This is a genomic window from Frankia sp. Mgl5 (assembly GCF_023242985.1).
GTDB classification, from domain to species: domain Bacteria; phylum Actinomycetota; class Actinomycetes; order Frankiales; family Frankiaceae; genus Parafrankia; species Parafrankia soli.
Window position 1 is genome coordinate 91,725 of record NZ_JALKFY010000001.1, and the last position, 23,470, is coordinate 115,194.

Here is a 23,470-nt window from a genome sequence, read left to right on the forward strand (position 1 = left end):
CCGCGAGCGGCAACGGCTCCCGAACGGCAGAGGCTCCCGAGAGGAAGATCCGTGACCCGATTCCGACGCGCGGTGCCGCTCGCCGTGGTGGCGGCGCTGTTCCCGCTGGCGGCCTGTGGCGGAGGCGGCTCGACGCCGGCCAGCCCGGGGGAGGGCCTGCGCCCGACCGCGCGCACCGCGGCCGCCGGCGTGGACGACGTCGAGGGCGCGAAGGCGTCCCCGCAGTGCGCCGCCCAGGTGAAGACGCTGCGGATGTACGCCGTGGGGAACCTGAACGACGTGGCGAAGTCCGGCAAGGCGTACATGGAGAAGACGCATCCCGGCCTCACGGTCGAGATCGTCGCCACCGCGCCCAACTATGTGGCGCTGGTGCAGCAGCTCAGCGCGGACCGCTCAGCCCACCAGCAGGTCGACGTCGCGGTCGCCGGCTTCGACGTGCTGCCGGTCTTCGCCGACCAGCTCGGCGCGCAGGAACTCTCCCCGCGGCTGCTGCGGGCCTCCTACGACCAGCGGATGGTCCCGCTCGGCCAGGTCGGTGGCCGCCAGGTCGGCATCCCCCAGCAGGTCTCGACGCTGACGCTGGTCTACAACCTCGACATCCTCGAGAAGGCCGGGGTCGACCCGAAGACGCTGACCACCACGGACGGTGTGATCGCCGCGGCCGACAAGATCAAGGCGTCCGGGCAGGACGTCCAGCCGATCGACATCCCGACCGGTCAGCAGTTCGGGCAGTGGGCGCTGAACACCCTCGCCAGCTCGAAGGGCGCGCCGATCCAGGACGAGGCGGGCCGGCCGCGGCTGAACAGCCCGCAGGCGCTCGAGGCCGCCCGGTTCCTGGCGAAGGTCGGGACGTACGGGCCGCAGTCCGACGACCCGACCAACCAGGGCCTGCTGCGGTTCGGTATCCGCAAGCAGACCGCGATGACGATGGTGACGGTCGCGGCCCTCGCGGGCGGCCTGAAGTTCATCCAGGATCAGGGGGCGCAGGGCTTCCGGGCCGGCGCGGTGCCGTTCCCGACGCTGCCGGGCGGAAAGCAGGCGCCGGTCGCGGGCGGCAACGCGCTGACCGTGCTGTCCACCGACCAGTGCCAGAAGGAGATGGCGACCGAGCTGGTCGTGTCGCTGCTCGCGCCGGACGTCCTGGCGGCGAGCACCGAGGCGCTGAGCTACCTGCCCGTCGACTCCGCCGAGCTGACCCGGCTGGAGCCGTTCTACCGCCAGTACCCGCAGCTGCTGCCGTTCAACGACCTCATCCCGTCGCTGGTCGCGCCGCCGTCGTGGGGCGGCGCGCGCGGCGGGGAGCTCCCGCCGGCCCTGTCCGACCAGGTCGTGCGCATCATGACTGGGGCGGACGTCGACAAGACCCTCGCCGCGGCGCAGGCCGAGGCCGAGGCCCTGACCCGGTGACGGCGAACCCGCTGCCGGCGAGCCCGGTCACCGCCACTTCGGGGGCCCGGATCGAGGCTGTGGGCATCGGCCGGGACTTCGGCTCCGTGCACGCCCTCGCCGGGGTCGACCTGGCGATCGAGGCCGGTGAGATCGTCGCCCTGCTCGGCCCGTCCGGGTCGGGCAAGTCGACGCTGCTGCGCATCCTCGCCGGGCTGGACGCGCCGACCTCGGGTGACCTGCGTTTCGACGGCGACAGCCAGCTCGGCGTCCCGCCGCACCGGCGTGACGTCTCGATGGTCTTCCAGCACTTCGCCCTCTACCCGCACCTGTCCGCGACGGACAATCTCGTGCTGGCCCTGCGCTACGGGCGCGGGATGTCCAAGGCGGCGGCCCGGGAGCGCGCCGCCGAGACGCTGCGAATGCTCGGCATCGCCGACCTCGCCCGGCGGCGCCCCGCCCAGATGTCGGGCGGGCAGCGCCAGCGGGTGGCGATCGGGCGCGCGCTGGCCACCCGCGCCCGCGTCGTCCTGCTGGACGAGCCGATGTCCGGGCTGGACGCGAAGCTGCGGGTGGAGCTGCGAGTGGAGATCGTCGGCCTGCTGCGCCAACTGGGCACCACCGCCGTGTTCGTCACCCACGACCAGGCCGAGGCGATGGCGGTGGGCGACCGGGTGGCGGTGATGAACCGGGGCGCCGTCGAGCAGATCGGCACCCCGGACGAGATCTACGACCTGCCGGCCACCCGGTTCGTCGCGACGTTCGTCGGCAGCCCGCCGATGAACGTCTTCGAGGGCACCTGGGCGGACGGCATCCTGCGCGGACCGGGCTTCTCCGCGCCGGCACCCGCCGCCGCGGTCGCCGTCGGGGTGCGGCCCGAGCACCTGCGGCTCGGCGACTCCGCCGCGGGCGTGGGCGCGGGTGTGGGTGTGGGTGACGGGTTCCGGGTGAAGGGGCACGTCGTTGTCGCCGAGCGGCTCGGTGCGGAGCGCACCGTCTATGTGCGATCGGCGGCCGGAACGCTCGGGGTGCGGGTGGCGGCCCAGGTGCGGGTCGCGCCCGACGAGCCGGTCACGGTGACCGCGCCGGCCTCGGCACTGCTCTGTTTCGGCCCGGACGGCCGGTCGCTGCCGATCCCCCCGGCGCGCCAGCCGTCCTGACCACCACCGCTGACCTGCACCTCAGGACCTCCGGAGTGTTCCTCCGGAGGTCCTTTGTCGTTTCGCGGGTGTCCTGAGGTCCCCAAGTCCGGACCTTGGAAACTCCGGACCTTGGACCCTGGCCGGCGCCTGTCGGATGGCTGACGCTCATTCCGGGGCAAAGGCGACTGTGCTCCGGCCTGTGTCTAAGGTGGATCATCCCCGTGGCCCCGACCGGCAGCCCTCGCGTGGGTGCCGGCGGCGGGCCCGCCTCGGCCGGCCCCGGGCGCGAGTGCCCGTCCGCGAGGTGGGCGGAGCGCGGGTGGACTTGTCCGGCCCTGTGCCGCATCTGGCGCCTACGGGACGATGCGGGCATCGTCGCACGCGCTTTGGCGAGCGAACCGTGCAATCACGTCGCTGAAGTGGTCCGTGCGTTACCTCTTCGCTCACAACGCACTCTCCATCGCCCTGGGACACGAAGATGTCGCGACATAGCGTTGCTAGCTGGTCACGCAAGCGACTGTGTCAGCGACTAGAGGAGAGACGTCGATGCTGACGGACAATGCCCACGCCTGCACCCATCCCCTCGCCTTCGTCCGCGCTCAGCGTGGGTGGTCCTACCAACGCCTGGCACGCGTCGTCGCGCGTCGTGCCCGAGATCTCGGCGTCGCGAACATGGCCGCGGAGCGGCAGAAGGTCTGGCGCTGGGAGCACCGCGGGGTCGTGCCGGACCGCGTCTCCCAGCTGGCGCTCGCCGCCGAGCTCGGGGTCCCCACCGACCGGCTGGAGTCCCACCCGTGGCCGTCCTGGCTGCCGACCGGTGACGCCGTGCGCACGGAGTACCCGTGGACGGCCTCGGGCAGCGTCACCTCGCTCATGGACGTCGTCGAGGACGCGCTGACCGACCGCCGTGGCTTCCTGACCATCACCGGGCCCGGTGTCGCGTCGCTGTCGTCGGAGTGGCTCGGCCTCGAGCCGGCCCGGCTGCAGGCCGCGCTCGCCGGCGGCCAGGTGGACGAGCAGATCGTCAACCGGATCGAGCACAACATCCCCGGCCTGCGGGTGATGGACGAGCGTCTCGGCGGGGAGAGCGTGCGGCGGCTGGTGGACGCCGAACTCGGCGTGGTCGCAGACCTGCTCGCCCGCGGCTCCTACACCGAGGGGATCGGCCGGCACCTGCACCTGGTCGCGGCCGAGCTCGCCCGGTTCGCCGGCTGGGTCTCCTTCGACGCCGGCTTCCAGACCGCGGCGCAGCGGTACTGGGTGACCGCGCTGCACGCCGCGCACGCCGCGGGGGACCGGATGCTCGGCGCGAACGTCCTGAAGAACATGTCGCTGCAGTGCGTGGACTTCGCCCGGCCGCGTGAGGCGGTCGACCTGGCGGAGGCCGCGGTCGCCAGCGCGCGGCGGGCGACCGGCCGGGTCGCGGCGATGCTGCAGATGCGCCGGGCCCGCGCGCACGCCGCGCTGGGCGAGGCCAGCGCCTGCGCCCAGGCGCTGGCCTGCGCCGAGGCGGCGTTCGTCGAGGCACGCGCGGAGGACCCGGCCTGGTCGGCCTACTTCGACGACGCCGAGTACCAGGCGCAGGTCGGCAGCTGCTACATCGACCTCGGCCACCTCGTGCACGCCGATCGCTGGCTCGAGGGCTCGCTGGCCATCCACCCGCACGAGCGCACCCGGGACCGCGCGACCTACCTGTTGCGGCGGGCCGCGGTCCAGATCGACCTGGGCAACCTCGACAGCGGGTGCTCGCTGGCGAAGGAGGCCCTGCCGATGCTGGAGGCGACCCGGTCGAAGCGGAACAGCCGGCGTGCCGACGAGGTCCGGCGGCGGCTGCGCCGGCACTCGGCGGACCCGGCCGCGCGTGAGCTCGACCAGGTACTGGCTCGCACGGCCTGAGTGACCGGCGGCCCGCCGGTCATCCCGGCGGCCGCCGGACAGGCGGGCGGTGGCCGCCGGTCAGCCTCCGCCGCCGGTCAGCCTCCGGTGTGCGGGTGCAGCAGGCGCCCCGCGGGACGGGTCGGCTGCTCCGGGCCGGCCTCGGGGTCGATCGTCGCCGCCACCTGGGCGCCGTCGGGGTCGGTGACGACGAGCACTGCGTCCGCCGGAAGCGAGCGCTTCACCACGGCCAGCGCGATCGGGCCCAGCTCGTGATGCATCTCGGACGCCCCGACGAAGCCGACCGCACGACCGCCCGCGGTGACCGGGGTACCCGGAGCCGCGACGGCGCCGTCCAGGTGCAGCAGCACCATGCGCCGAGGCGGGCGACCCAGGTTGTGTACCCGGGCGACGGTCTCCTGGCCGCGGTAGCACCCCTTGTCCAGGTGCACGGCGGCCGGCAGCCACCCCACCTCGTGCGGGATGGTGCGGTGGTCGGTCTCCCGGCCCAGGCGCGGCCGGCGCGCGGCGATCCGCAGCGCCTCGAACGCGCTCAGGCCGGCCGGGGTGGCTCCGGCGCCCACCAGCTGGTCGGCGATCGTGGCGAGATCCGCGCGTGCGACCAGCAGGTCCAGCCCGTAGGGCATCCGGCGGATCAGGGGGGCCGGGCCGCCCACGGCCGCGCCGGTGGCGGCCGGGTCGGTGGCGGTCGGGTCGGTCGTGGCCGCCGCGCGGGTGACCGGGTACGGGCCGGTGGTCACGGCACCGGCCGCGGTGGGGGAGCCCGCGGCGGCAGTGCCCGCGGCAGGACCGCCGCCTGCCTCGCCGGGGACGGCGGACGGCCCGAACACGGCCCGGGCGACGTCGGCCGCGCCCGGGCCGAGCAGCGACAGGACGGCCGTCTCGGCCGTGGCGTCACCCGGCTCGACCCGGAGCATGAACCGCATCGACTCCAGGAAGGACAGCAGCCGCGGCGCGCTCCCGGGCTCGACGTCGATCCAGGTGGCGGTGCCGTCGTCGGCGAGCACCAGATGGTGCTCGATGTGGCCGTGCGGGGAGAGCACCAGTGCCTCGGTGCCTCGCCCCGGGGCCAGCTGCGACAGGTGCTGCGAGGTCAGACTGTGCAGCCAGGTGAGCCGCTCCGGACCGGTGACGCGCAGCACGCCGCGGTTGGAGCGGTCGACCAGCACCGCGGTGGTGACCGCCCGGCGCTGCTCGCGCAGCGGATCGCCGTAGTGGGCCGCGACCGTCGCGTCCGGCTCGGGGGCCGCGACCGCTCCGGGCCGCGCGAGCAGCGGAGACGGGGCCGGGGCCGGCCGGAGGGTCTGCGTGTCGGTGCTCATGCCAGGTCTAACGCCTTCCGGCCGCTGTGCACTCCGCGCACCGGCCCGCCAGTGTGAGGTGCTCCATGTCGACGGTGAAGCCCAGCTCCGCGCGCAGCTCGCCGACGATGCCCGCGAGCCGCTCGGGCGAGATCTCCAGGATGGCCCCACAGGCGCCGCAGACCAGGTGCACGTGCGGGTCGACCCCGGTGACGTGGTAGGTCGGCGCGCCGTGTGAGAGGTGCGCGTGCGAGACGAGGTCGAGCTCCTCGAGCAGGTCGAGGGTGCGGTACACGGTGGAGATGTTCACCCCGCTGGCCGTCTGCCGCACCTCGTGGACGATCGCCTCCGGGGTGGCGTGGCCCAGCCGGGCGACGGCCTCCAGCACCAGTTGGCGCTGCGGCGTCAGGCGATACCCGCGCGCCCGGAGCCGTGTGTGCCAGTCGTCGACCTTGGCCGCCATGGAGAAAGTCTAGGCCCCGCCGGGCGGATCCAGGAGGGGCGGACCACGCCGTGCTCCTCGCGGAGCGCCCGCGGGAAGCCCGCGGAAAAAACCGTTTGCGACGGCGGCCGGCCCGCGCGTAGCGTTCCCGGTACACGAGAAGGGAGGTGGTCCAGGCTTTGTATGCACATAGGACTCGTGAGGTGACTGTCCGCTAGCCGGTCTCGTGGTCCTCACCCCCTGCCGGGTGGCCCTCGGGCACCGGCACCGGCGAGTACCAGGCAGACACCCGACCCCCGGGTGCCGTCGTTAGTCCCGACGGCCCGTCCCGCCCTATGCGGGGCGGAGCACCCGGGGGTCGCTGCATTTCCGGCAACACCGTGTTTCCAGCGCCGCCACGCTCCCCAGGTCGCCACCCTCCCCAGGGCGCCGCGTTCCCGGCGGTGCGCGGGGACCAGCGGAGGACACTGGCCGAGTACCGGGCCGAGCGGGCAGGATTCACCTATGCCGACGCTCGTCCTGCTCCGCCACGGCGAGAGCACGTGGAACCGTGAGAACCTGTTCACCGGCTGGGTGGACGTCGATCTGTCCGAGAAGGGCCTCAAGGAGGCCACGCGCGGCGGGGAGCTGCTCCAGGAGGCCGGGGTCCTGCCCGATGTGGTGCACACGTCCCTGCTGACCAGGGCCATCCGCACCGCGTGGCTCGCCCTGGACGCGGCCGGCCGCACCTGGGTGCCGGTGCGCCGCAGCTGGCGCCTCAACGAGCGGCACTACGGCGGCCTGCAGGGGCTGAACAAGGCTGAGACCCTGGCGAAGTTCGGCGAGGAGCAGTTCCAGCTCTGGCGCCGTTCCTACGACACGCCACCGCCACCCATCGAGCCGGGCCAGCCGAGCGGGGTGGACGAGCGGTACGCCGGTCTTGCCTCCGATGTGATCCCGCTGACCGAGTGCCTGCAGGACGTCGTGGTCCGCATGCTGCCCTACTGGTACGACTCGATCGTCCCGGACCTGCGCGCCGGCGGGACGGTGCTCGTCACGGCGCACGGGAACTCGCTGCGGGCGCTGGTCAAGCACCTTGACGGGATCTCCGACACCGACATCGCGAACCTGAACATCCCGACCGGCATCCCGCTGCGCTACGAGCTGGACGACGATCTCAAGGTGCTGGACTCGGGCTATCTCGACCCGGCCGCGGCGGAGACCGCCGCCGCGGCCGTCGCGGCTCAGGGCAAGAAGAAGTAGTCGCCAGGCGGCGGCACAGGCAGCGGCGCGCGACGGTCGCGCGGCGCGTGGGCGGGTGGCCGCGGGCGGAGTGCGGGTGGCCGTGGGCGGAGGGCTGGCGGCCGAGCGCGGGGGCCGAGCGCGAGGGCGGGTCGTCGAAGGCGCGGGGCGGGCGGCGAGAAGCCGGGGCGGGCGGGTCGTCAGCCCGCCTTCTCGCCGGTGACCAGGTAGATCACCCGGCGGGCGACCGACACGGCGTGGTCGGCATAGCGCTCGTAGTAGCGGCCGCACAGGGTGATGTCGATGGCGGCCTCCATGCCGTGGGTCCACGGCTTCTCGATCAGCACGTGGAACAGGGCGCGGTGCAGCCCGTCCATCGCGTCGTCGTCGGCCTCCAGCTCCTTGGCGAGCTCGGCGTCCCGGCTGGCGATCACCGAGCCGGCCTTGGCGACGATGCGCTGCGCGACCTGGCCCATCTGCAACATCGTGGCGTGCAGTTCGGGCGGGACCGCCCGCCCGGGGTAGCGGCGCCGGGCGACCTTGGCCACGTGCAGGGCGAGGTCGCCCATCCGCTCCAGGTCGGCGACGATACGCAGCGTGGTCACCATCATCCGCAGGTCGGTCGCGACCGGGGCCTGCCGGGCCATCACATCGAAGGCCCGCTCCTCGATCTCGTTGCGGAGCAGGTCGACGGTCTCGTCCGCACTGATCACGTTCTCGGCGAGCTGAAGATCGGCGTCCAGGAGCGAGGTGGTGGCCCGTGCCATCGCCGAGGCGACCATGCTGGTCATCTCGATCAGCGATTGGTTGATGCTTTCCAGTTCTTCCTGGAAGACGTCCCGCACAGACGGCTCCTTACAGCTAGGCGAGGTTCGGAGCACCATTCGATCACAGTCGTTCGGTGGTCCTCGGGGGTTGACGTCAGACGATGATGCGCAGCCGTCGCCGTCGGGTGAACATCGACGATAGGCCGGATGAACACCTGGCGACCATCGGCCGTGAACCATTGCGAGCCAAGGCGCGGACGACCTGGTGGCGCCTAACATTCGGCACGTGGGGGACAGGTCGGACGATGACATGACAACCGGTCACGTCGCGTTTCGTCGGGGTTGGCCCTGCAGGGCCGGTACGGGTGCCCTCGACGGTCGGGTCGCGGCATCGTGGAGGGGACGCGGCGATGGCACGGCGGCCTGACTCGGCTGATCGGGGCGGTGCGACGGACGCCGGCCCCCGCGGCGCGGCGGCGGCCGCCACCGGCCCGCACACGCTGCCCGCCCACCTCGTCCGACAGGTGATCGCCGGCCTGCCCTCCGGGCTGGTGGTGGTGAACGCCGAGGACGTGGTCGTGCTGGTCAACTCCGCCGCCCGCCGGATGGGTGTCGTCGACGGTGACGAGCTCAGCGTGGGCGAGGTGGCGGATCTGGTGAAGGCCTGCCGGTCCGCCGCGGCCGAGCGCAACCGTCAGTTGGACCTGCCGCCGGTGCCCGAGCCACCGCTGACCAGGGCCCGTCCGGACCAGACCGCGCTGGCCGTCTGGGCATACGCACGCCCGCTCGGTGACAGCGGGTACGTCTCGGTCCTGCTCGACGACATCACCGACTCGCGGCGGGTCGAGGCCGTCCGGCGCGATTTCGTCGCCAACGTCAGCCACGAGCTCAAGACGCCCGTCGGGGCGCTGCACGTGCTCGCGGAGGCGGTCAGCGAGGCCAGCGAGGACCCGGTGGCCGTGCGCCGTTTCGCGTCGCGGATGACGCACGAGTCCACCCGGCTGGCCCGGCTGGTCCAGGAGATCATCGACCTCTCCCGGCTGCAGGGCGCCGAGCCGATGCCCGACCTGGCCCCGGTGCCGGTCTCGGTGGTGCTCGCGGAGGCCGTCGACCGGAACCGGTTCAGCGCGCAGGCGCAGGAGATCTCGGTCGCCGTCATCGGCGCCGGCGGGCTGCGGGTCCGCGGCGACGAGAACCAGCTGGTCACCGCCGTGGCGAACCTGCTGGACAACGCCATCAGCTACTCGCCGCGCGGCACACGGGTCGTGCTGGGAGTCCGCCAGGTCGGCGGAACAATAGAGATATCAGTCGCGGACGAGGGAATCGGCATCGCCGAGAAGGACCTGGAACGGGTCTTCGAGCGTTTCTACCGCGCCGACCCGGCGCGTTCCCGGGCGACCGGGGGAACTGGTCTCGGCCTGGCTATCGTGAAGCACATCGCGACCAACCACGGCGGTTCGGTGAGCGTATGGAGCGCGGAGGGCCGGGGCTCGACGTTCACGCTGCGCCTACCCTCCGGTACCGACGATCCCAAGGCGACCGGGTTCGGAGCGGGCCGCTCCGAAACAGGCCGTGCGGGGAAGTCCGGCGGGGCGGCGAAAGCCGGCCCCGCGGCGAGATCCGGTGGCACGGTCGAGCCCGGTGGCGCGGTCGAGCCTGGTGGCACGGCGCCGTCGCGGCCGAGCGGTGTCGTTCCGTTGCGGCCGCCAGTCGACGCACCCGATCTCGCCGATTCCGCGTCGCGGGGCCCGGTCCTGGCGGAAACTGTGCACGAATCAGCTGGTCGCACCCGGCCGGCGGCGGCCGCTCCGGTCGCGTCCGAGAATTCCTCCGGAACCGGCCACGGCGGCCCCGGAGCATGATCCGGAGCCGGTATTCCAACCGGCTTTTCAGCGGTGGCCCCTGTTCCCGGCACCGGCCGTAAAACGGTGTGACACCGCGCGGTGAAACATTTCGTCCCCGGAGATCCCGGCGGACGCCGGAGTACAGGGAGCGTGACGGTGACCAGGCTGCTCGTGGTCGAGGACGAGGAGTCCTTCTCCGATGCGTTGTCGTTCATGTTGGAGCGTGAGGGGTTCGAGGTCGCCGTCGTCGGTGACGGGCCCAGCGCGCTGGCCGAGTTCGACCGGCACGGTGCCGACCTGATCCTGCTCGACCTCATGCTCCCCGGCCTGTCCGGGACGGAGGTCTGCCGCACGCTGCGCGCCCGCTCGACCGTGCCTGTGATCATGCTCACCGCCCGGGACAGCGAGATCGACAAGGTGGTCGGCCTCGAGCTGGGCGCCGACGACTACGTGACGAAGCCGTTCTCGGCCCGCGAGCTCGTCGCCCGGATCCGCGCCGTCCTGCGCCGCCGGGTGGAGACCGAGGAGGTGTCCGACGCCACCCTGGAGGTCGGCCGGGTGCGGATGGACGTCGAGCGGCATGTCGTCACCGTCGACGGCAGCCAGGTCGCGCTGCCGCTCAAGGAGTTCGAGCTGCTGGAGATGTTCCTGCGCAACGCGGGCCGGGTGCTCACCCGCGGCCAGCTGATCGACCGGGTCTGGGGGTCGGACTACGTCGGCGACACCAAGACGCTCGACGTCCACGTGAAGCGCCTGCGCACCAAGATCGAGGCCGAGCCGGGGGCGCCGCGGCACCTGGTGACGGTGCGTGGCCTGGGTTACAAGTTCGAGCCCTGACCGGCTCCCGCCCCCCACTGGCCGGCTGACGTGGTCGGAAGCGGCACTAGGTTGGATGGGCGCCCGGGACGGACGGATTCCGGGGCGGGTCACGCGCGGCCTCCCGGTCACGGGGCGTCGGCGGTGGCATACACAGGGGGGTGACCAGTCCGGTGACGAGCGGTCGTAGGACGGGCCGTCGCGGGGCCATCGGTCGGATGGCGATCCGGGCGGGTGACCGGCGGTGCGGTTGAGACCGGCGCTGGCGCGCCGGGGACCGGGTGGAGGTGTCCCGGTTAACAGGGCCGGCGCCGACCAGCCCGGCGCCGACCAGCCCGGCGCCGACCAGTCCGGCGCTGTTGAGTCCGGCGCTGGTGAGCTCGGCGCTGGTGAGACCAGTGCTGTCGAGACCAGTGCTGTCGAGCCCGGGGCGGACGCGACCGGCGTGAACGAAGCAGCCGCGGACATCATCGGCCCGGGCGCGGCTGGTGCCGACTCGGCTGGTGCTGACACCGCCGGCGCCGGCACCGGCGGCCAGGCTCCGCGGAGCGGCGACGATGGTGCGCTGCGTGAGCTGGAGCGTGGCCTGCGGCCCACCGCCCCGGCCGCGGACAACCGGGTCGCGGCGCCTCCCGGTCATCCGCACGGCCCGATGCGCCTCGGTGTGATCGACATCGGGTCGAACACCGTCCACCTGCTGGTGGTGGACGCGCACCGGGGTGGCCAGCCGCAGCCGGCCGCGAGCGTGCGGGTGCCGTTGCGTCTGGTCGAACTGCTCGACGACGACGGGCGGCTGGCCGAGCGTGGTGAGCAGGCGCTGACCGACTGCATCCAGCAGCTGCGGGCGCACGCCCAGGACCTGCACGTGGTCGACCTGGTCGCCTTCGCCACGTCAGCCGTGCGGGAGGCCCCGGACGGGGACGAGGTGCTGACGCGGGTACGCGCCGACACCGGGCTGGAGGTCGCCGTCCTGCCGGGTGAGGCCGAGGCGCGGCTCACCTTCCTGGCGGTGCGCCGGTGGTTCGGCTGGAGCGCGGGACGGTTGCTCGCGCTCGACATCGGCGGCGGCTCGCTGGAGATCGGCGCGGGCATGCACGAGGACCCCGAGGTCGTCGCCTCCCTCCCGCTCGGCGCGAGCCGGCTGACCAGGGACTGGCTCAGCGAGAACGACCCGCCCAAGCGTTCGGAGCTCAACGCGCTGCGCCGCTATGTCCGGGCGCAGATCGCGCCGGTCGTCGGGTCGCTGTACCACGTGGGCGAGCCGACCCGGGCGGTGGCGACGTCCAAGACCTTCCGCTCGCTGGCCCGTGTCTCCGGCGCCGCGCCCTACGGCCGCGGGCCGTACGTGCGGCGGGTCCTGCGCCGGGAGGACCTCGTGGAGGTGGCCGCGCGGGTGTGCCGGATGTCGGCCGCCGAGCGCGCGGCGCTGGCGGGTGTCTCCGCGTCGCGGGCCAGCCAGCTGATCGCGGGCGCCGTTGTGGCGGCTGAGGCGCTGGATCTGTTCAACCTCGAGGAGGTGGAGATCTGCCCCTGGGCGCTGCGCGAGGGGGTGATCCTGCGCCGGCTCGACCTGCTGACCTCGGGACTGGACGGCCCGCGTTCACTTCCACCGGCGCGGTAGCGATGACTTGCGTCACTGTGTGGTCTCGTCGTCGGCGATTCTGAACGCGGGAGCGCCGTGGGCGCGGGGCCGGTCATCCGTCGGACACCCGCACCGCACCGCTGGTCCTGCCGTCGCGCCGCTGGTCCGGTTACCGGGCCCGGGCCTGCGGGCGGCACCGTCGGGCCTGTCCGGCGATGCGTTCCGCCTCCTGGCGGAGCAAAGGCCCGGGAGGCGGCGCGCCGGGTATGGCCTAGCCTGGATGACGGGGCCGGTTCCTCGCCGGTCCGGGACGGGTCCGGTCAAAACAGGCGTCCGGCCGTTCGGCCGCCGAGATCCTGATACGGGAGCCGAAGTGCAGCAACGCGGTGCCAGGAGGCGGCCGGTGGCGCCGGCGCCGCCGTCGGCGGGGTCCTCGCCGGCGACGCCTCCGCCAACGCCATCTCCGTCAGTGGGCGCTTCACCGGCAGCATCTTCGCCGGCGGTGCCTCCGGCGGCGGCGTCGTCGGCCGGCATGGTCGTCACCCCGCGGCTCGGGGCGCCGGCCGGCCCACCCGCCGCCGGGTCCCAGCCGGTGGGCGGTGGGCTGGTGGCACTCTCCACGGCCTCCACCTACCCGGAGTCGACGGCGACCGCCTTCGAGATGGCGGCGCGGCTCGGCTACGACGGCGTCGAGATCATGGTCTGGACGGACCCGGTCAGCCAGGACCCGCAGGCACTGCGCCGGCTCCGTGACTACCACGGCATCCCCATCCTGGCCGTGCACGCGCCGTGCCTGCTGCTGACGCAGCGGGTGTGGGGGACGGACCCGTGGGCGAAACTCGAGCGCGCGCGGGCGGTGGCGGAGACCCTCGAGGCGCCCACGGTCGTCGTTCATCCACCGTTCCGGTGGCAGCGCGACTACGCCCGCGAGTTCGTCGCCGGCATCCACCGGATGGCCGGCGAGACGGACGTCCGCTTCGCGGTGGAGAACATGTTCCCGCTGCGCGCCCGGGGCCGGGAGGTCTCGGCCTACGCCCCTGACTGGTCGCCGATCGACGACGGCTACCGGCACGTCACGCTGGATCTCTCCCACACCAGCGTCTCCCGGTCGGATGCGCTGCTGATGGCGGACGAGCTCGGTGACCGGCTCGCGCACATCCACATGGCGGACGGCACGGGGCTGGCGAAGGACGAGCACCTGGTGCCCGGCCGCGGCACGCAGCCCTGCGCCGAGCTGCTGGAGCGCCTCGCGGCGAACGGGTTCGACGGCACGGTCGTCGTCGAGATCAACACCAGGCGCGCGGAGTCGCGCGACCAGCGTGAGGCCGACCTCGCCGAGGCGCTGGCCTTCACCCGGCTCAACCTCGCCGCTCCGGCCGGAGTCGTCCCGGTTCCCTGACGAGGGCCTTACCGTCCGGTGGGGTAAGCCACTGTCAGTGGCGGAGTTGCCGCGTAGGGGCCACTATCGGGGCGTGTCCCCTGGATCACTCTTCGACCCGTTGGCCGACGCGTACGACCAGGCCCGGCCGGGCTACCCGGACCAGCTTTTCGCCGATCTGGAACTGCTCGCCGACCAGCCCGTCGCCGGCGCCGGCGTGGTCGACGTGGGCGCGGGCACGGGGATCGCCACCAGGGCCATGATCTTCCGGGGTGCCTCCGTCCTGCCTGTCGAGCTGGGCCCGGTGATGCTCGACCGGCTGCGGCGGCGGACCCCGGACCTGCCCGTCGTGCGGGGCGACGGGGAGGCGCTGCCGCTCCGGAGCGCGTCGGCGGACCTGGTCACCTACGCCCAGGCCTGGCACTGGGTGCGGGTGCCGGTGGCCGCGGCGGAGGCGGCCCGGGTGCTTCGCCCCGGCGGAGCGCTCGCCGCGTGGTGGAACGACGTCGACGCCGACGACTTCCACTGGTATCAGCGCCAGCAGGACCGCCTCGAGGCGATGAGCCCCGGCTACACCAGGGAGTACCGCAACCGGCCGTTCGCCGACGAGCTGCGTTGGACGGGGCTGTTCGCCGAGGTGGCGACGGTGACCTGCCGGTGGCACCGGGAGCTGGACATCGATCTCTACGAGACGTGGCTGCGCTCGAAGTCGTACGTCGCCGCGATCGGTGACCGGCTCGAGGACTTCCTCGCGGCCGAGCGCCGCTCTCTGCTGCGCTCGTTCCCCGACGGTCGGATCATCGAGCCGTTCCGGACGATGCTGGTCGTCGCGCGCGTCCCCTGAACCGCCAACCGATCGTGATGCCGGCGCGGATCCGCCGGTGATGTTCGCGAGGTGTCTTCGCACAGGTAGCGGCGTCGTGATGCTCCCTTGACGCCGGGCGGTCGGGCCGTTGGTGGATACCTCTCGTAATCGTCCAACTCCTTTCGGATCCTTTAGAAACGTGTCAGGAGTATGCGACTGGAAGTCTGATAAGGGGCTTCCGCTATTGTCGTGCGCGTTCGTGGGGTTCTGACCGACTCGCCCGTGTCGTCGCATGGCCGGGTGCGCCGGTCTTGATCCCGGTCGGCGGGGGTCGGGCACGGCGGGACGGCCCGCGGCCGGACGGCGGTCCAGGGGTCTGCCGGGTGCTCGCACCCGGTCGCCACGTGCGTCCCTGGCTGAAGGAGGGGACGCACGATCGTGAGAGCCGGTTCGCTTCCGATGACCGACGGCCCGCCGGGGGCGGCCAGGCGGGCGAAGCCCACCCCGCGCCCGCCGGCCGGGCCAGCCGAGACCCGGCAGCCCACCGACGCGGAGGCGACGGCGGCGGCGAAGTTCGCCTACAACCCGGCGCTCGACGGTCTGCGTGTGATCTGCATCTACATCATCCTCGCCGGCCACATGGGCGCCGTCCACGCCAGCAACGTGGCCGTCGACATGTTCTGCGTGCTCAGCGGGTTCCTGATCACGACTCTGCTGCTCGCCGAGCAGGCCCGCACGGGCACCGTCTCGATCGGGCGCTTCCTCGTCCGGCGCGCGTACAAGCTGATGCCGGTGATGTGGGTCTACCTTCTGGTCGGCCTGGCCATCACGGTCGCCTTCAAGTGGGATGACATCCCATACCGCGACGACTACATCAAGAGCGCCCTCTCGACGTTCCTCAACGTCAACAACTGGTACAAGGTCGAGAACCCGCTGGGCGGCGGGCGCTGGCTGGCCCACGTCTGGTCGTTGTCGATGGAGGAGCAGTTCTACCTGGTCTGGCCGTGGGTCTTCCTGCTCTTCGTCCGCTCCGCGCGGCTGCGCCCGTACCTGTTGACGTTTCTGATCGCCTCGATCGGCCTGATCATGGGCTGGACGTACATGATGGCCGCCAACGGGGCCCCGCGCAGCCGGGTCTACCTCGCGCCCGACACCCACATCGCCCCGCTGCTCATAGGCTGCCTCGTCGCGGTCTGGCGGGACAACCGGCTGCGCGCGCTGGCGACCCCGGTGGCCCGCGGCAGGAAGGACGGCGGCAGGAAGGGCGACGGTAAGGACGGTAAGAAGGCCGCGACCGGAGCTCACTCCGCGGCGACCGCCGCCGCCGTCGAGCGCTGGACGAGCGGACGACGACTGGCCGCCCTCGGCCTTCCCGCCGGCATCGTGCTGTTCCTGCTGGCCTTCCTCGGGCCGAACAAGGATCTCCCGGAACCGAACTGGATCGACTACGGGGCCTACGTGCCGAGCGCGGCCCTGGGCGCGCTGCTGATCATCGGTGCCGACGTCAACCGGGACGCCCGGTGGGTGCGGCTGCTCGGCTCGCCGAAGATGGCCTGGACAGGAAAGATCACCTACAGCATCTACCTGTGGCACTACCCGTTCATCTCGGCCGCCGCCGGCCAGCTCGTGCCGCGGATCGGGCTCTGGCCGTCGGTGGTCGTCGCCGCAGTCTGCACCACGATCACGGCCTACTTCTCGAACCGCTTCATCGAGAAGCCCGTCATCGCGCGCCGGCCGAAGTGGGCGGACACCCCGCGTGGCCCGGCCCGCCCCGCGGCCGGCGCGGGCCCGGCGGGCGCCCCCGCCCAGGCGCCGGCCAAGGCCGGCCCGCGGGAGCCGCGGGAGCGGGACCTGTCCGAGTTGCCGGAGCTGCCCGAGCTGGAGCCGGTGCTCGCCGGTGTCGGCACGAGCGCCGCCGACGCCGGGCGGGCGGACGGGCGCGGTGGCCGGGCCGGCGCCCCGCCCCGGCCGGGAGACTGGTCGGACGGCGACGTCGACTGGGTGGACGAGGGTTACCCGGGCCGCGGCGGCCCGGCCGGGCACGGGCACGGGCCCGGGCCGGCCCGGTCCGGCTACTCCCACGATCCGGATTCGCAGCCGATGCCGGCCGTTCCGCGCCCGAGCGGGCCCCGGGCCGGCGACGTGGTCTACGACCGCGTCGACGGGCCACCCGTGTACGAACACGGGCCGGCGGTGGGCGCTACGCACGCCGGCGGGTTCGAGCCGACCCCCATCCCGGACTGGGCGGCCTACCCGGCCCTCAACCGCGGCCCCGGATCGGCCGCGGACGCGGGCCCGGCCATGGGCGCTCCCCGGCAGGGGCCGGCGGCGTCGATGGGCGGCGACACCATGAACCTCCACCTCCCCTCGACGTTCGACCCCGGCGCGCCCCCTGCCCACGGGACCGGCCCGCGGGCCGGGCGCGACCGCCCCGGCCGCCCGGCCGATCCCGCCGATCCCGGCCGCCTGCCCGGGGTCGCCCATCCGGCCGGCCACCGGCCCGGCCCGGCACCCGGCCACGCGCCCGCGTACGGCCACAGCCCCGCCCACGGCCAGGCCCTGGGTCACGTGCCGGGCCACGGTCACGTGCCGGGGCCCAGTCATGCGCCGGCGTATGGCCCCGGCCCGGGGAACGGCCACGGCCCTGCCCACGGCCACGGCCCGGCATACGGGCGGGGGCCCGGGGAGAGCAGGGGTCCCGGGCGTGACCAGGGCCTCGACCGTCTCGACGGAGCCGGGCACGGCCCCGCCGACCACGCCGGGGACCACGTGCTCGAGCCCGTCCGGGATCCGCGCGCCGGGCGCGAGCCCGCCGAGCCCGACCCGCTTTTCGGCCCGGTCCCGGGCGCGGGGCGCGACTGGTGAGAGCGATGGGACGTCCCGAGCAGCCCGGGTCATAACCTTCATCGGCGTGGTCGCCGTCGGATGCGGTGGGCACCGGAGCGAAGGGAAGTGTTCGGTGGTGGGTTCGAGCGTTGTCGCGATCGTCGGGGCCGGCCGGCTCGGCGGCGCCCTGATGTCCGGGCTGCTGCGGGCGGGGCGGACGCCGTCCGAGGTCGTCGCGGCCGAGCGCGACCCGGGCCGGGCCGCCGAGATCACCCGGCGGTACGGCGTCGAGGTGGTGGATCCCGCCACCGCGGCGGCGAAGGCCGGTGTCGTCGTCCTGGCGACCAAGCCGCAGGACATGGGCACGGTCCTCGCCCAGCTCGCTCCGCACGTCGCGCCCGGGGCGCTGGTCGTCTCAGTGGCGGCCGGGATCACCTCGGCGTTCGTCGCCGAGCGGCTGGCACCGGGCACCCCCGTCGTGCGGGTGATGACGAACACGCCGCTGCTCGTCGGCGAGGCGATGTCCGCGGTGTGCGCCGGGCCCGGCGCCGGCGACGAGCACGTCGCCGCGGTCGAGGAGATGCTCCGCCCGGTCGGTCGCGTCGTCCGGGTGACGGAGGCCCAGCTTGACGCGGTCACGGCCCTGTCGGGCAGCGGCCCGGCCTATTTCTTCTACCTGATCGAGGCGATGATCGAGGGCGGTGTGCTGCTGGGCCTGCCGCGCGCGCTGGCGGCCGAGCTCGTCGTGCAGACCGCCGCCGGATCCGCGCGCATGCTGCGCGATCCCGGCACCGGCGACCCGGGCGACCCGGGCGACCCGGGCGACTCGGATGGCGCGGGTGGGGCCGCGGGCGAGCACCCGTCGCTGCTGCGGGAGGCGGTCACCTCGCCCGGCGGGACGACCGTGGCCGCGCTGCGGCAGCTCGACCGCGGCGGGGTACGGGCGGCCGTCCTCGACGCGGTCGAGGCGGCGTGGGCGCGTTCCCGGGAACTCGGCGCGTCCTAGCGCCGTCCCGGCACCGGCCGGGATCCGCACCGGTCGTCTTGCCGGGGGGTTCCGGCGGGTAGGCTCGCTCGGAAAAACCTCGTCAACAGATCGGTCGGGTACGTGGGTTCCGTAATCAAGAAGCGTCGCAAGCGTATGGCCAAGAAGAAGCACCGCAAGCTGCTCAAGCGGACGCGAGTCCAGCGCCGTAACAAGAAGTAGCGGCGGCGGGCCGGCGGACGCCGGGGCGGCACGGATCAAGGGGCGCGGATCCCGGACGTGCCGCCGCGTCGTCGGCGGGTCCCTTCCGGCTGCCACGGTTCCCACCGTCAGGCCACGGTTCCCGCGGTCAGGCCCACTCACGTCGGCCCGCTGCGGCCGCTGTCCCGGCCCGGACAGCCGAGTAACAGACCCGTTTCACGCTGTGTGCTCATCCATGCGGTTCTGGTGACCGTATGGCAGGCTGGTTGCACGGCCGGCAACGACGCCGTCCGGGCACAGGGGGTCACATGGGCAGCGCGTGGATCACATTCATGTCCGACTACGGAGTTGACGGCGCCTACGTCGGCGTCTGTCACGGGATCATCGCCCGGCACGCGCCGGACGCCCGGGTCCTCGACCTGTGCCACTCGATCGCGCCGCAGGACATCGGCCAGGCGGCCGTGACGCTGGTCGGCGCGGTCGGCTACCTGCCGACGGGAATCCACCTCGTGGTCGTCGAGCAGCTCGACGCCAGCGGCTACACCCGCGGTGTCGTCGCCCGCGCCGCGGACGGATCGACGTTCGTCGCCCCGGACAACGGCGTCGCCTCGCTGGGCTGGGAGGCCCTGGGTGGCGTCGAGGAGGCCTACGAGATCTCCAATCCGGACCTCTGGCTCCCGCTGCCCACCGCCGTCTTCCGCGGCCGTGACGTCTACGCGCCGGTCGTGGCGCGGCTCGCGACGGGCCTGCCTCCGGCTGACGTCGGCCCCAGGATCGACCCGGGGGAGCTGGTCGTCGTGGAGCCACGGGTGTGCCACGTGGACGACGACCACGTCCACGGCGAGGTGGTCTCGGTGGACCACTTCGGGAACCTCTCGTTGAACATGACCAGGGCCGAGCTCGAGGCCGCCGGCATCCTGCTCGGGGACAGGGTGGAGGTGCGCGCCGACGGTCGGCTGCTCACCATGCCCTTCGCGCACACCTACGGCGAGGTCCCGCCCGGCGAGATCGCGCTCTGCGAGGACGCGCTGCGCCAGGTCATGATCGCGGTGAACTGCGGGCGGGCGGCCGAGGTGCTGCGCCTGCGGCGCGGCGACGCCGTCGTCGTCGCCCAGGTCCCCCGGGACGGCGCCCGGATCCCGGTGAGCGCGGTGCGTGGGCTCGCCTGACGCCGGAGCGTGGTGCGCGAGCGGGTCTGACACGACTGGCATCCCGTGTCGTGCGTCGCCCGACCACAGTCTTGCTACTTTCCGTAGTTGTTCATGCGCTTTGATGTGACGCTACGCAGCGATGAGGGTGGTGCGCGGCGTACGATGACCCCGCGAGGCCGGCCGCTGGCCGAGTCGGTAGGTCATGCCGGGGAGGCGACCATGAGGCCACGTCGCGTGCTTGTGACAGGGGTGTCGCGTCCGCTGGGCGCCGAGGTCGCGGCCGCACTCGCCGCTGACCCCGAGATCGTCGACGTGGTCGGGGTCGACACCATCGCCCCGACGGCGGATCTCGGCCGGACCCAGTTCGTTCGGGTGGACATCCGAAACCCGCTGATCGCGAAGGTCATCTCCACCGCCGCCATCGACACCGTCCTGCATCTGAGTGTGCTCGCCACGCCGCTCGGCGCCGGCGGGCGCACGGCGATGAAGGAGATCAACGTCATCGGGACGATGCAGCTCCTCGCCGCCTGCCAGAAGACCCCCGGGGTGAAGAAACTGGTGGTGAAGTCGACGACGTCGATCTACGGCTCGTCGCCGCGCGACCCCGCGCTGTTCACCGAGGAGATGGAACCGCGCGGCCTTCCCGGCGGCGGTTACGCCAAGGATGCCGTCGAGGTCGAGGGGTACGTCCGAGGCTTCGGCCGGAGGCGCCCCGACATCGCGGTGACGGTGCTGCGCCTGGCGAACGTGCTCGGCCCGCGAGTGGACAGCCCGCTCGCGCGGTACCTCGACCTCCCGCTGGTCCCGACGGTCCTCGGCTTCGACCCGCGGATTCAGCTGCTGCACTCCGACGACGCGATGGCGGTACTCCTGAAGGCCACCCGGGAGACCCACGCCGGCACCTTCAACGTGGCCGGGGACGGCGTGCTCCTGCTCTCGCAGGCGATCCGGCGGGCCGGGCGGCCGGCGCTGCCGGTGCCCTTCCCCGCGATCGGGTCGTTGGGCAACATCGCCCGCCGGCTGCGGCTCGTCGACTTCTCCTCCGAGCAGCTCGGGTTCCTCGCGCACGGGCGCGCGGTGGACACCACCAAGCTCAAAGAGGTGTTCGGATACGTTCCTCAGTACACGACCGTCGCGACGTTCGACAGTTTCGTCCAGGACCGCGGACTGCGGTTCACCATCGACCACGAGCTGGTCTCGCGGGTGGAGCACGGCCTTCAGGGCGTGCTCGCCCGACGTCGGCTGCTCGGCACGTCCTGATGGGCGAGCGGGACACCAGCTCGCGGAGAGGGGCCGACGTGCCGATGCCACCGGATGGACGCGCCGGTCCCCCGGGGGCGGCCGGTCCGCCGCCGCCGCGACCCGAGGGGACCAGGCGCTCGCCCAACGGGACGAGCGCGCGCGCGACCGGCGCCGCGAGTCGGACGGTCCGGCCTGGTTCCGGACGATCCGGTTCCAGCCGGGCCGGCACCGGCAGCCAGCGCGAGCCCGGAACGCGGGCGGGCCTCGACGGCCTCGATGACCTGGCCGCCCTCCCCGGCCGGGAAGGTGCCGGTGCTCTGAACGGCTCGAGCGGCCCGAACGGCGCCGACCGTCCAGGCGGTGCTGACGCCGCCGGCCGTTCTCGCGGTGCCGACGGTGCCGACCGTTCACGTGATGCGGGCGGTCCGGGCGGCCCGGCCGGTGCCGGCACCGGCACCGGCACCGGCCCTGGCGGCAAGGCGGGCCCTGGTAGCGGCGCGGATCCTGGTGGCGAGGCGGTCGGGCCACCGGCCGAGCCGGCCGCGGACGCCGGTGAGCTGGAGCGGGTGCTCGCCGAGCTGCTCGCCTTCCTGCGGCGCCGCATCACCGGGGACTACACGGTGGACGAGCACGGCTTCGACCCCGACCTGACCGAGCACATCGTGGCGCCGCTGCTGCGCCCGATCTACCGGAGCTACTTCCGGGTCGAGACCCGGGGCCTGGAGAACATCCCGGACAAGGGCGGGGCGCTCGTCGTCTCGAACCACTCGGGGACGGTACCCCTCGACGCGCTGATGACCGCCCTGGCGATTCTCGACCACCACCCGGCCCACCGTCACCTGCGGATGCTGGCCGCGGACCTGGTGTTCGCCCTGCCGTTCCTCGCGCCGTTGGCCCGCAAGACCGGCAACACCCTCGCCTGCCAGGCGGACGCCGAGCGTCTGCTGGGAGCGGGGCATCTGGTCGGGGTGTGGCCGGAGGGCTTCAAGGGCATCGGCAAGCCGTTCAGCGACCGCTACAAGCTCCAGCGGTTCGGCCGCGGCGGGTTCGTCTCCGCGGCGCTGCGTACCGGGGTGCCGATCGTCCCGTGCACGGTCGTGGGCGCCGAGGAGATCTACCCGATGGTCGGCAACGCCAGGACACTGGCGCGGCTGCTGGGGCTGCCCTACCTCCCGATCACGCCGACCTTCCCCTGGCTGGGGCTGCTGGGGCTCGTCCCGCTGCCGAGCAAGTGGATCATCGAGTTCGGTGAGCCGGTGGACACCACCGAGTACACGCAGGCCGCGGCCGAGGACCCGATGCTCGTCTTCGAGCTCACCGACCGCATCCGCGAGACGATCCAGCACACGCTGTACGGCCTGCTGATGCAGCGCCGCTCGGTGTTCTTCTGATCGCCGCGGCCCGACGGCCTCCGCCGGGCCCGCGTCATCCTGACCGTCAGGTTCCGCCGTAGCGGCGGCGCAGCGCCATGCCGGCAGCGACGCCGCCGCCGAGGGCACCGATCCCGGCGGCCGTCGGGATGCCGATCTTGGCCGCCTTGCGGGCCGTCCGGAAGTCCTTGATCAGCCAGCCGCGCTCCTTGGCGACGGCGCGCAGGTCCGGGTCCGGGTTGATGGCCACGGGATGGCCGACGAGGGAGAGCATCGGCAGGTCGTTCACCGAGTCGGAGTAGGCCCAGCAGCGGGACAGGTCGAGGCCCTCCCGTTCGGCCAGCGCCTGCACGGCCGCGCCCTTGGCCGGCCCGTGCAGCGGCTCCCCGACGAGGTGCCCGGTGTACTTGCCGTCCGCCACCTCGCTGACGGTGCCCAGCGCGCCGGTGAGGCTCAGCCGCCGGGCGATGATCGAGGCCAGCTCCACCGGGGTGGCGGTGACCAGCCAGACCCGCTGCCCGGCGTCGAGGTGCTGCTGGGCCAGGGCGTGGGTGCCCGAGTAGATCTGCTGGGCCATCCGCTCGTCGTAGATCTCCTCGCCGTACCGGACGATGTCCGTCACGCTGCGTCCGGCGACGAACGCCAGGGCCGCCTCCCGGGCGTCCCGCATCCCGTTCGGGTCCTCCAGGCCGCGCAGCCGGTAGCTGACGTGCTGCCAGCCGAACTTCAGCAGGTCACGGGAGTCGAAGAAGTCGCGGGCGGCCAGCCCGCGGGCGAAGTAGAAGATGGACGCGCCGGCCATCATCGTGTTGTCGACGTCGAAGAAGGCGGCGGCGGACTCGTCCGGCGGGGCCTTGGCCACCTCCTCGGCGGCCACCTTCAGCGCGGCCGTCGCCGCCGCCTCCGCGGCCTCGCGGCCACCCAGGTGATCCTTGCGTCGTCGCACTCTCATGGTCATCTCCGTGCCGGTCCGGTCGCCGTCGCCGGTGGCCGACCGGCCCGGTCCTGGCCACGCCCGCCGACATCCGGAGCGAATCTGGTTGCCCGGCCGCGTCGAGTGCCGCGCCGTGTGGTCAGCCTACGACCCGCGGCGCCGCCGGGACCGCATGGTGGGC

The 23,470-nt window shown here is 73.3% G+C and carries 19 protein-coding genes; 15 read left to right on the forward strand and 4 right to left on the reverse strand.

Annotated elements, in window-relative coordinates:
• The first annotated feature begins 51 nt into the window (after positions 1-51).
• The 3 genes from MXD62_RS00410 to MXD62_RS00420 all read left to right on the forward strand — a co-directional run bounded on the left by MXD62_RS00410 (position 52) and on the right by MXD62_RS00420 (position 4,424).
• A complete protein-coding gene (locus MXD62_RS00410) occupies positions 52-1,407 on the forward strand; it encodes an extracellular solute-binding protein (RefSeq protein ID WP_248827495.1) in 1,356 nt (451 codons plus the stop codon).
• Positions 1,408-1,418: 11 nt separating this feature from the next.
• Positions 1,419-2,546 carry an ABC transporter ATP-binding protein gene (locus tag MXD62_RS00415; RefSeq protein ID WP_248827591.1) on the forward strand — a complete coding sequence of 376 codons (1,128 nt, stop codon included), beginning with the start codon at positions 1,419-1,421 and terminating at the stop codon, positions 2,544-2,546.
• A 528-nt stretch (positions 2,547-3,074) separates the two neighbouring features.
• Positions 3,075-4,424: a transcriptional regulator gene (locus tag MXD62_RS00420; RefSeq protein ID WP_248827496.1), complete on the forward strand. Its 1,350-nt coding sequence runs from the start codon at positions 3,075-3,077 to the stop codon at positions 4,422-4,424.
• Between the two features lie 77 nt (positions 4,425-4,501).
• Here the strand turns inward: MXD62_RS00420 and MXD62_RS00425 are convergent, their stop codons facing one another.
• Both MXD62_RS00425 and MXD62_RS00430 read right to left on the reverse strand, forming a co-directional pair.
• On the reverse strand, positions 4,502-5,746 hold the full coding sequence (locus MXD62_RS00425; protein WP_248827497.1) for a folate-binding protein YgfZ: 1,245 nt from the start codon (positions 5,744-5,746) through the stop codon (positions 4,502-4,504).
• Between the two features lie 7 nt (positions 5,747-5,753).
• Entirely contained in the window at positions 5,754-6,188 is a 435-nt protein-coding gene (locus tag MXD62_RS00430; protein WP_248827498.1) for a Fur family transcriptional regulator, read from the reverse strand.
• A gap of 483 nt (positions 6,189-6,671) precedes the next feature.
• Between MXD62_RS00430 and MXD62_RS00435 the strand changes: the two genes are divergently transcribed.
• Positions 6,672-7,409 carry a phosphoglyceromutase gene (locus MXD62_RS00435; RefSeq protein ID WP_248827499.1) on the forward strand — a complete coding sequence of 246 codons (738 nt, stop codon included), beginning with the start codon at positions 6,672-6,674 and terminating at the stop codon, positions 7,407-7,409.
• 179 nt (positions 7,410-7,588) lie between these two features.
• Here the strand turns inward: MXD62_RS00435 and phoU are convergent, their stop codons facing one another.
• A complete protein-coding gene (gene phoU / locus MXD62_RS00440) occupies positions 7,589-8,233 on the reverse strand; it encodes a phosphate signaling complex protein PhoU (RefSeq protein ID WP_020463569.1) in 645 nt (214 codons plus the stop codon).
• Positions 8,234-8,565: 332 nt separating this feature from the next.
• Here phoU and MXD62_RS00445 point away from each other — a divergent pair, with 332 nt between their 5' ends.
• The 11 genes from MXD62_RS00445 to MXD62_RS00495 all read left to right on the forward strand — a co-directional run bounded on the left by MXD62_RS00445 (position 8,566) and on the right by MXD62_RS00495 (position 22,376).
• Positions 8,566-10,017: a cell wall metabolism sensor histidine kinase WalK gene (locus tag MXD62_RS00445; RefSeq protein ID WP_248827500.1), complete on the forward strand. Its 1,452-nt coding sequence runs from the start codon at positions 8,566-8,568 to the stop codon at positions 10,015-10,017.
• A 138-nt stretch (positions 10,018-10,155) separates the two neighbouring features.
• Entirely contained in the window at positions 10,156-10,836 is a 681-nt protein-coding gene (locus MXD62_RS00450) for a response regulator transcription factor (RefSeq protein WP_026240240.1), read from the forward strand.
• 223 nt (positions 10,837-11,059) lie between these two features.
• Positions 11,060-12,436, forward strand: a complete 1,377-nt coding sequence (locus tag MXD62_RS00455; RefSeq protein WP_248827501.1) for a Ppx/GppA phosphatase family protein — start codon at positions 11,060-11,062, stop codon at positions 12,434-12,436.
• A gap of 493 nt (positions 12,437-12,929) precedes the next feature.
• The gene (locus MXD62_RS00460) at positions 12,930-13,796 is read left to right on the forward strand and encodes a sugar phosphate isomerase/epimerase (protein WP_248827502.1); all 867 of its coding nucleotides are present in this window, start codon (positions 12,930-12,932) and stop codon (positions 13,794-13,796) included.
• A 73-nt stretch (positions 13,797-13,869) separates the two neighbouring features.
• A complete protein-coding gene (locus MXD62_RS00465; RefSeq protein ID WP_248827503.1) occupies positions 13,870-14,619 on the forward strand; it encodes a class I SAM-dependent methyltransferase in 750 nt (249 codons plus the stop codon).
• 399 nt (positions 14,620-15,018) lie between these two features.
• Positions 15,019-17,445 (forward strand): acyltransferase family protein, encoded by a 2,427-nt coding sequence (locus tag MXD62_RS00470; RefSeq protein ID WP_248827504.1) that lies wholly within the window; start codon positions 15,019-15,021, stop codon positions 17,443-17,445.
• A 94-nt stretch (positions 17,446-17,539) separates the two neighbouring features.
• Complete coding sequence (proC, locus tag MXD62_RS00475; RefSeq protein ID WP_248827505.1) at positions 17,540-18,412, forward strand: pyrroline-5-carboxylate reductase; 873 nt, start codon at positions 17,540-17,542, stop codon at positions 18,410-18,412.
• A 102-nt stretch (positions 18,413-18,514) separates the two neighbouring features.
• Positions 18,515-18,613 carry an AURKAIP1/COX24 domain-containing protein gene (locus MXD62_RS00480; RefSeq protein ID WP_003948845.1) on the forward strand — a complete coding sequence of 33 codons (99 nt, stop codon included), beginning with the start codon at positions 18,515-18,517 and terminating at the stop codon, positions 18,611-18,613.
• Positions 18,614-18,924: 311 nt separating this feature from the next.
• Positions 18,925-19,761 carry an S-adenosyl-l-methionine hydroxide adenosyltransferase family protein gene (locus MXD62_RS00485; RefSeq protein ID WP_248827506.1) on the forward strand — a complete coding sequence of 279 codons (837 nt, stop codon included), beginning with the start codon at positions 18,925-18,927 and terminating at the stop codon, positions 19,759-19,761.
• Between the two features lie 201 nt (positions 19,762-19,962).
• Complete coding sequence (locus MXD62_RS00490) at positions 19,963-21,003, forward strand: NAD-dependent epimerase/dehydratase family protein (protein WP_248827507.1); 1,041 nt, start codon at positions 19,963-19,965, stop codon at positions 21,001-21,003.
• A gap of 38 nt (positions 21,004-21,041) precedes the next feature.
• Complete coding sequence (locus tag MXD62_RS00495; protein WP_368862291.1) at positions 21,042-22,376, forward strand: lysophospholipid acyltransferase family protein; 1,335 nt, start codon at positions 21,042-21,044, stop codon at positions 22,374-22,376.
• Positions 22,377-22,422: 46 nt separating this feature from the next.
• On the opposite strand, the gene MXD62_RS00500 is transcribed toward MXD62_RS00495, so the two are convergent.
• Entirely contained in the window at positions 22,423-23,307 is an 885-nt protein-coding gene (locus tag MXD62_RS00500; RefSeq protein ID WP_020463559.1) for an HAD family phosphatase, read from the reverse strand.
• Between the last annotated feature and the right edge of the window lie 163 nt (positions 23,308-23,470).

Coding starts and splice junctions, on each gene's coding strand:
- MXD62_RS00420 (WP_248827496.1), top strand. CDS start 3,075: ATGCTGACGGACAATGCCCACGCCTGCACCCATCCCCTCGCCTTCGTC.
- MXD62_RS00425 (WP_248827497.1), bottom strand. CDS start 5,746: ATGAGCACCGACACGCAGACCCTCCGGCCGGCCCCGGCCCCGTCTCCG.
- MXD62_RS00430 (WP_248827498.1), bottom strand. CDS start 6,188: ATGGCGGCCAAGGTCGACGACTGGCACACACGGCTCCGGGCGCGCGGG.
- MXD62_RS00435 (WP_248827499.1), top strand. CDS start 6,672: ATGCCGACGCTCGTCCTGCTCCGCCACGGCGAGAGCACGTGGAACCGT.
- MXD62_RS00445 (WP_248827500.1), top strand. CDS start 8,566: ATGGCACGGCGGCCTGACTCGGCTGATCGGGGCGGTGCGACGGACGCC.
- MXD62_RS00460 (WP_248827502.1), top strand. CDS start 12,930: ATGGTCGTCACCCCGCGGCTCGGGGCGCCGGCCGGCCCACCCGCCGCC.
- MXD62_RS00485 (WP_248827506.1), top strand. CDS start 18,925: ATGTCCGACTACGGAGTTGACGGCGCCTACGTCGGCGTCTGTCACGGG.
- MXD62_RS00490 (WP_248827507.1), top strand. CDS start 19,963: ATGAGGCCACGTCGCGTGCTTGTGACAGGGGTGTCGCGTCCGCTGGGC.
- MXD62_RS00500 (WP_020463559.1), bottom strand. CDS start 23,307: ATGAGAGTGCGACGACGCAAGGATCACCTGGGTGGCCGCGAGGCCGCG.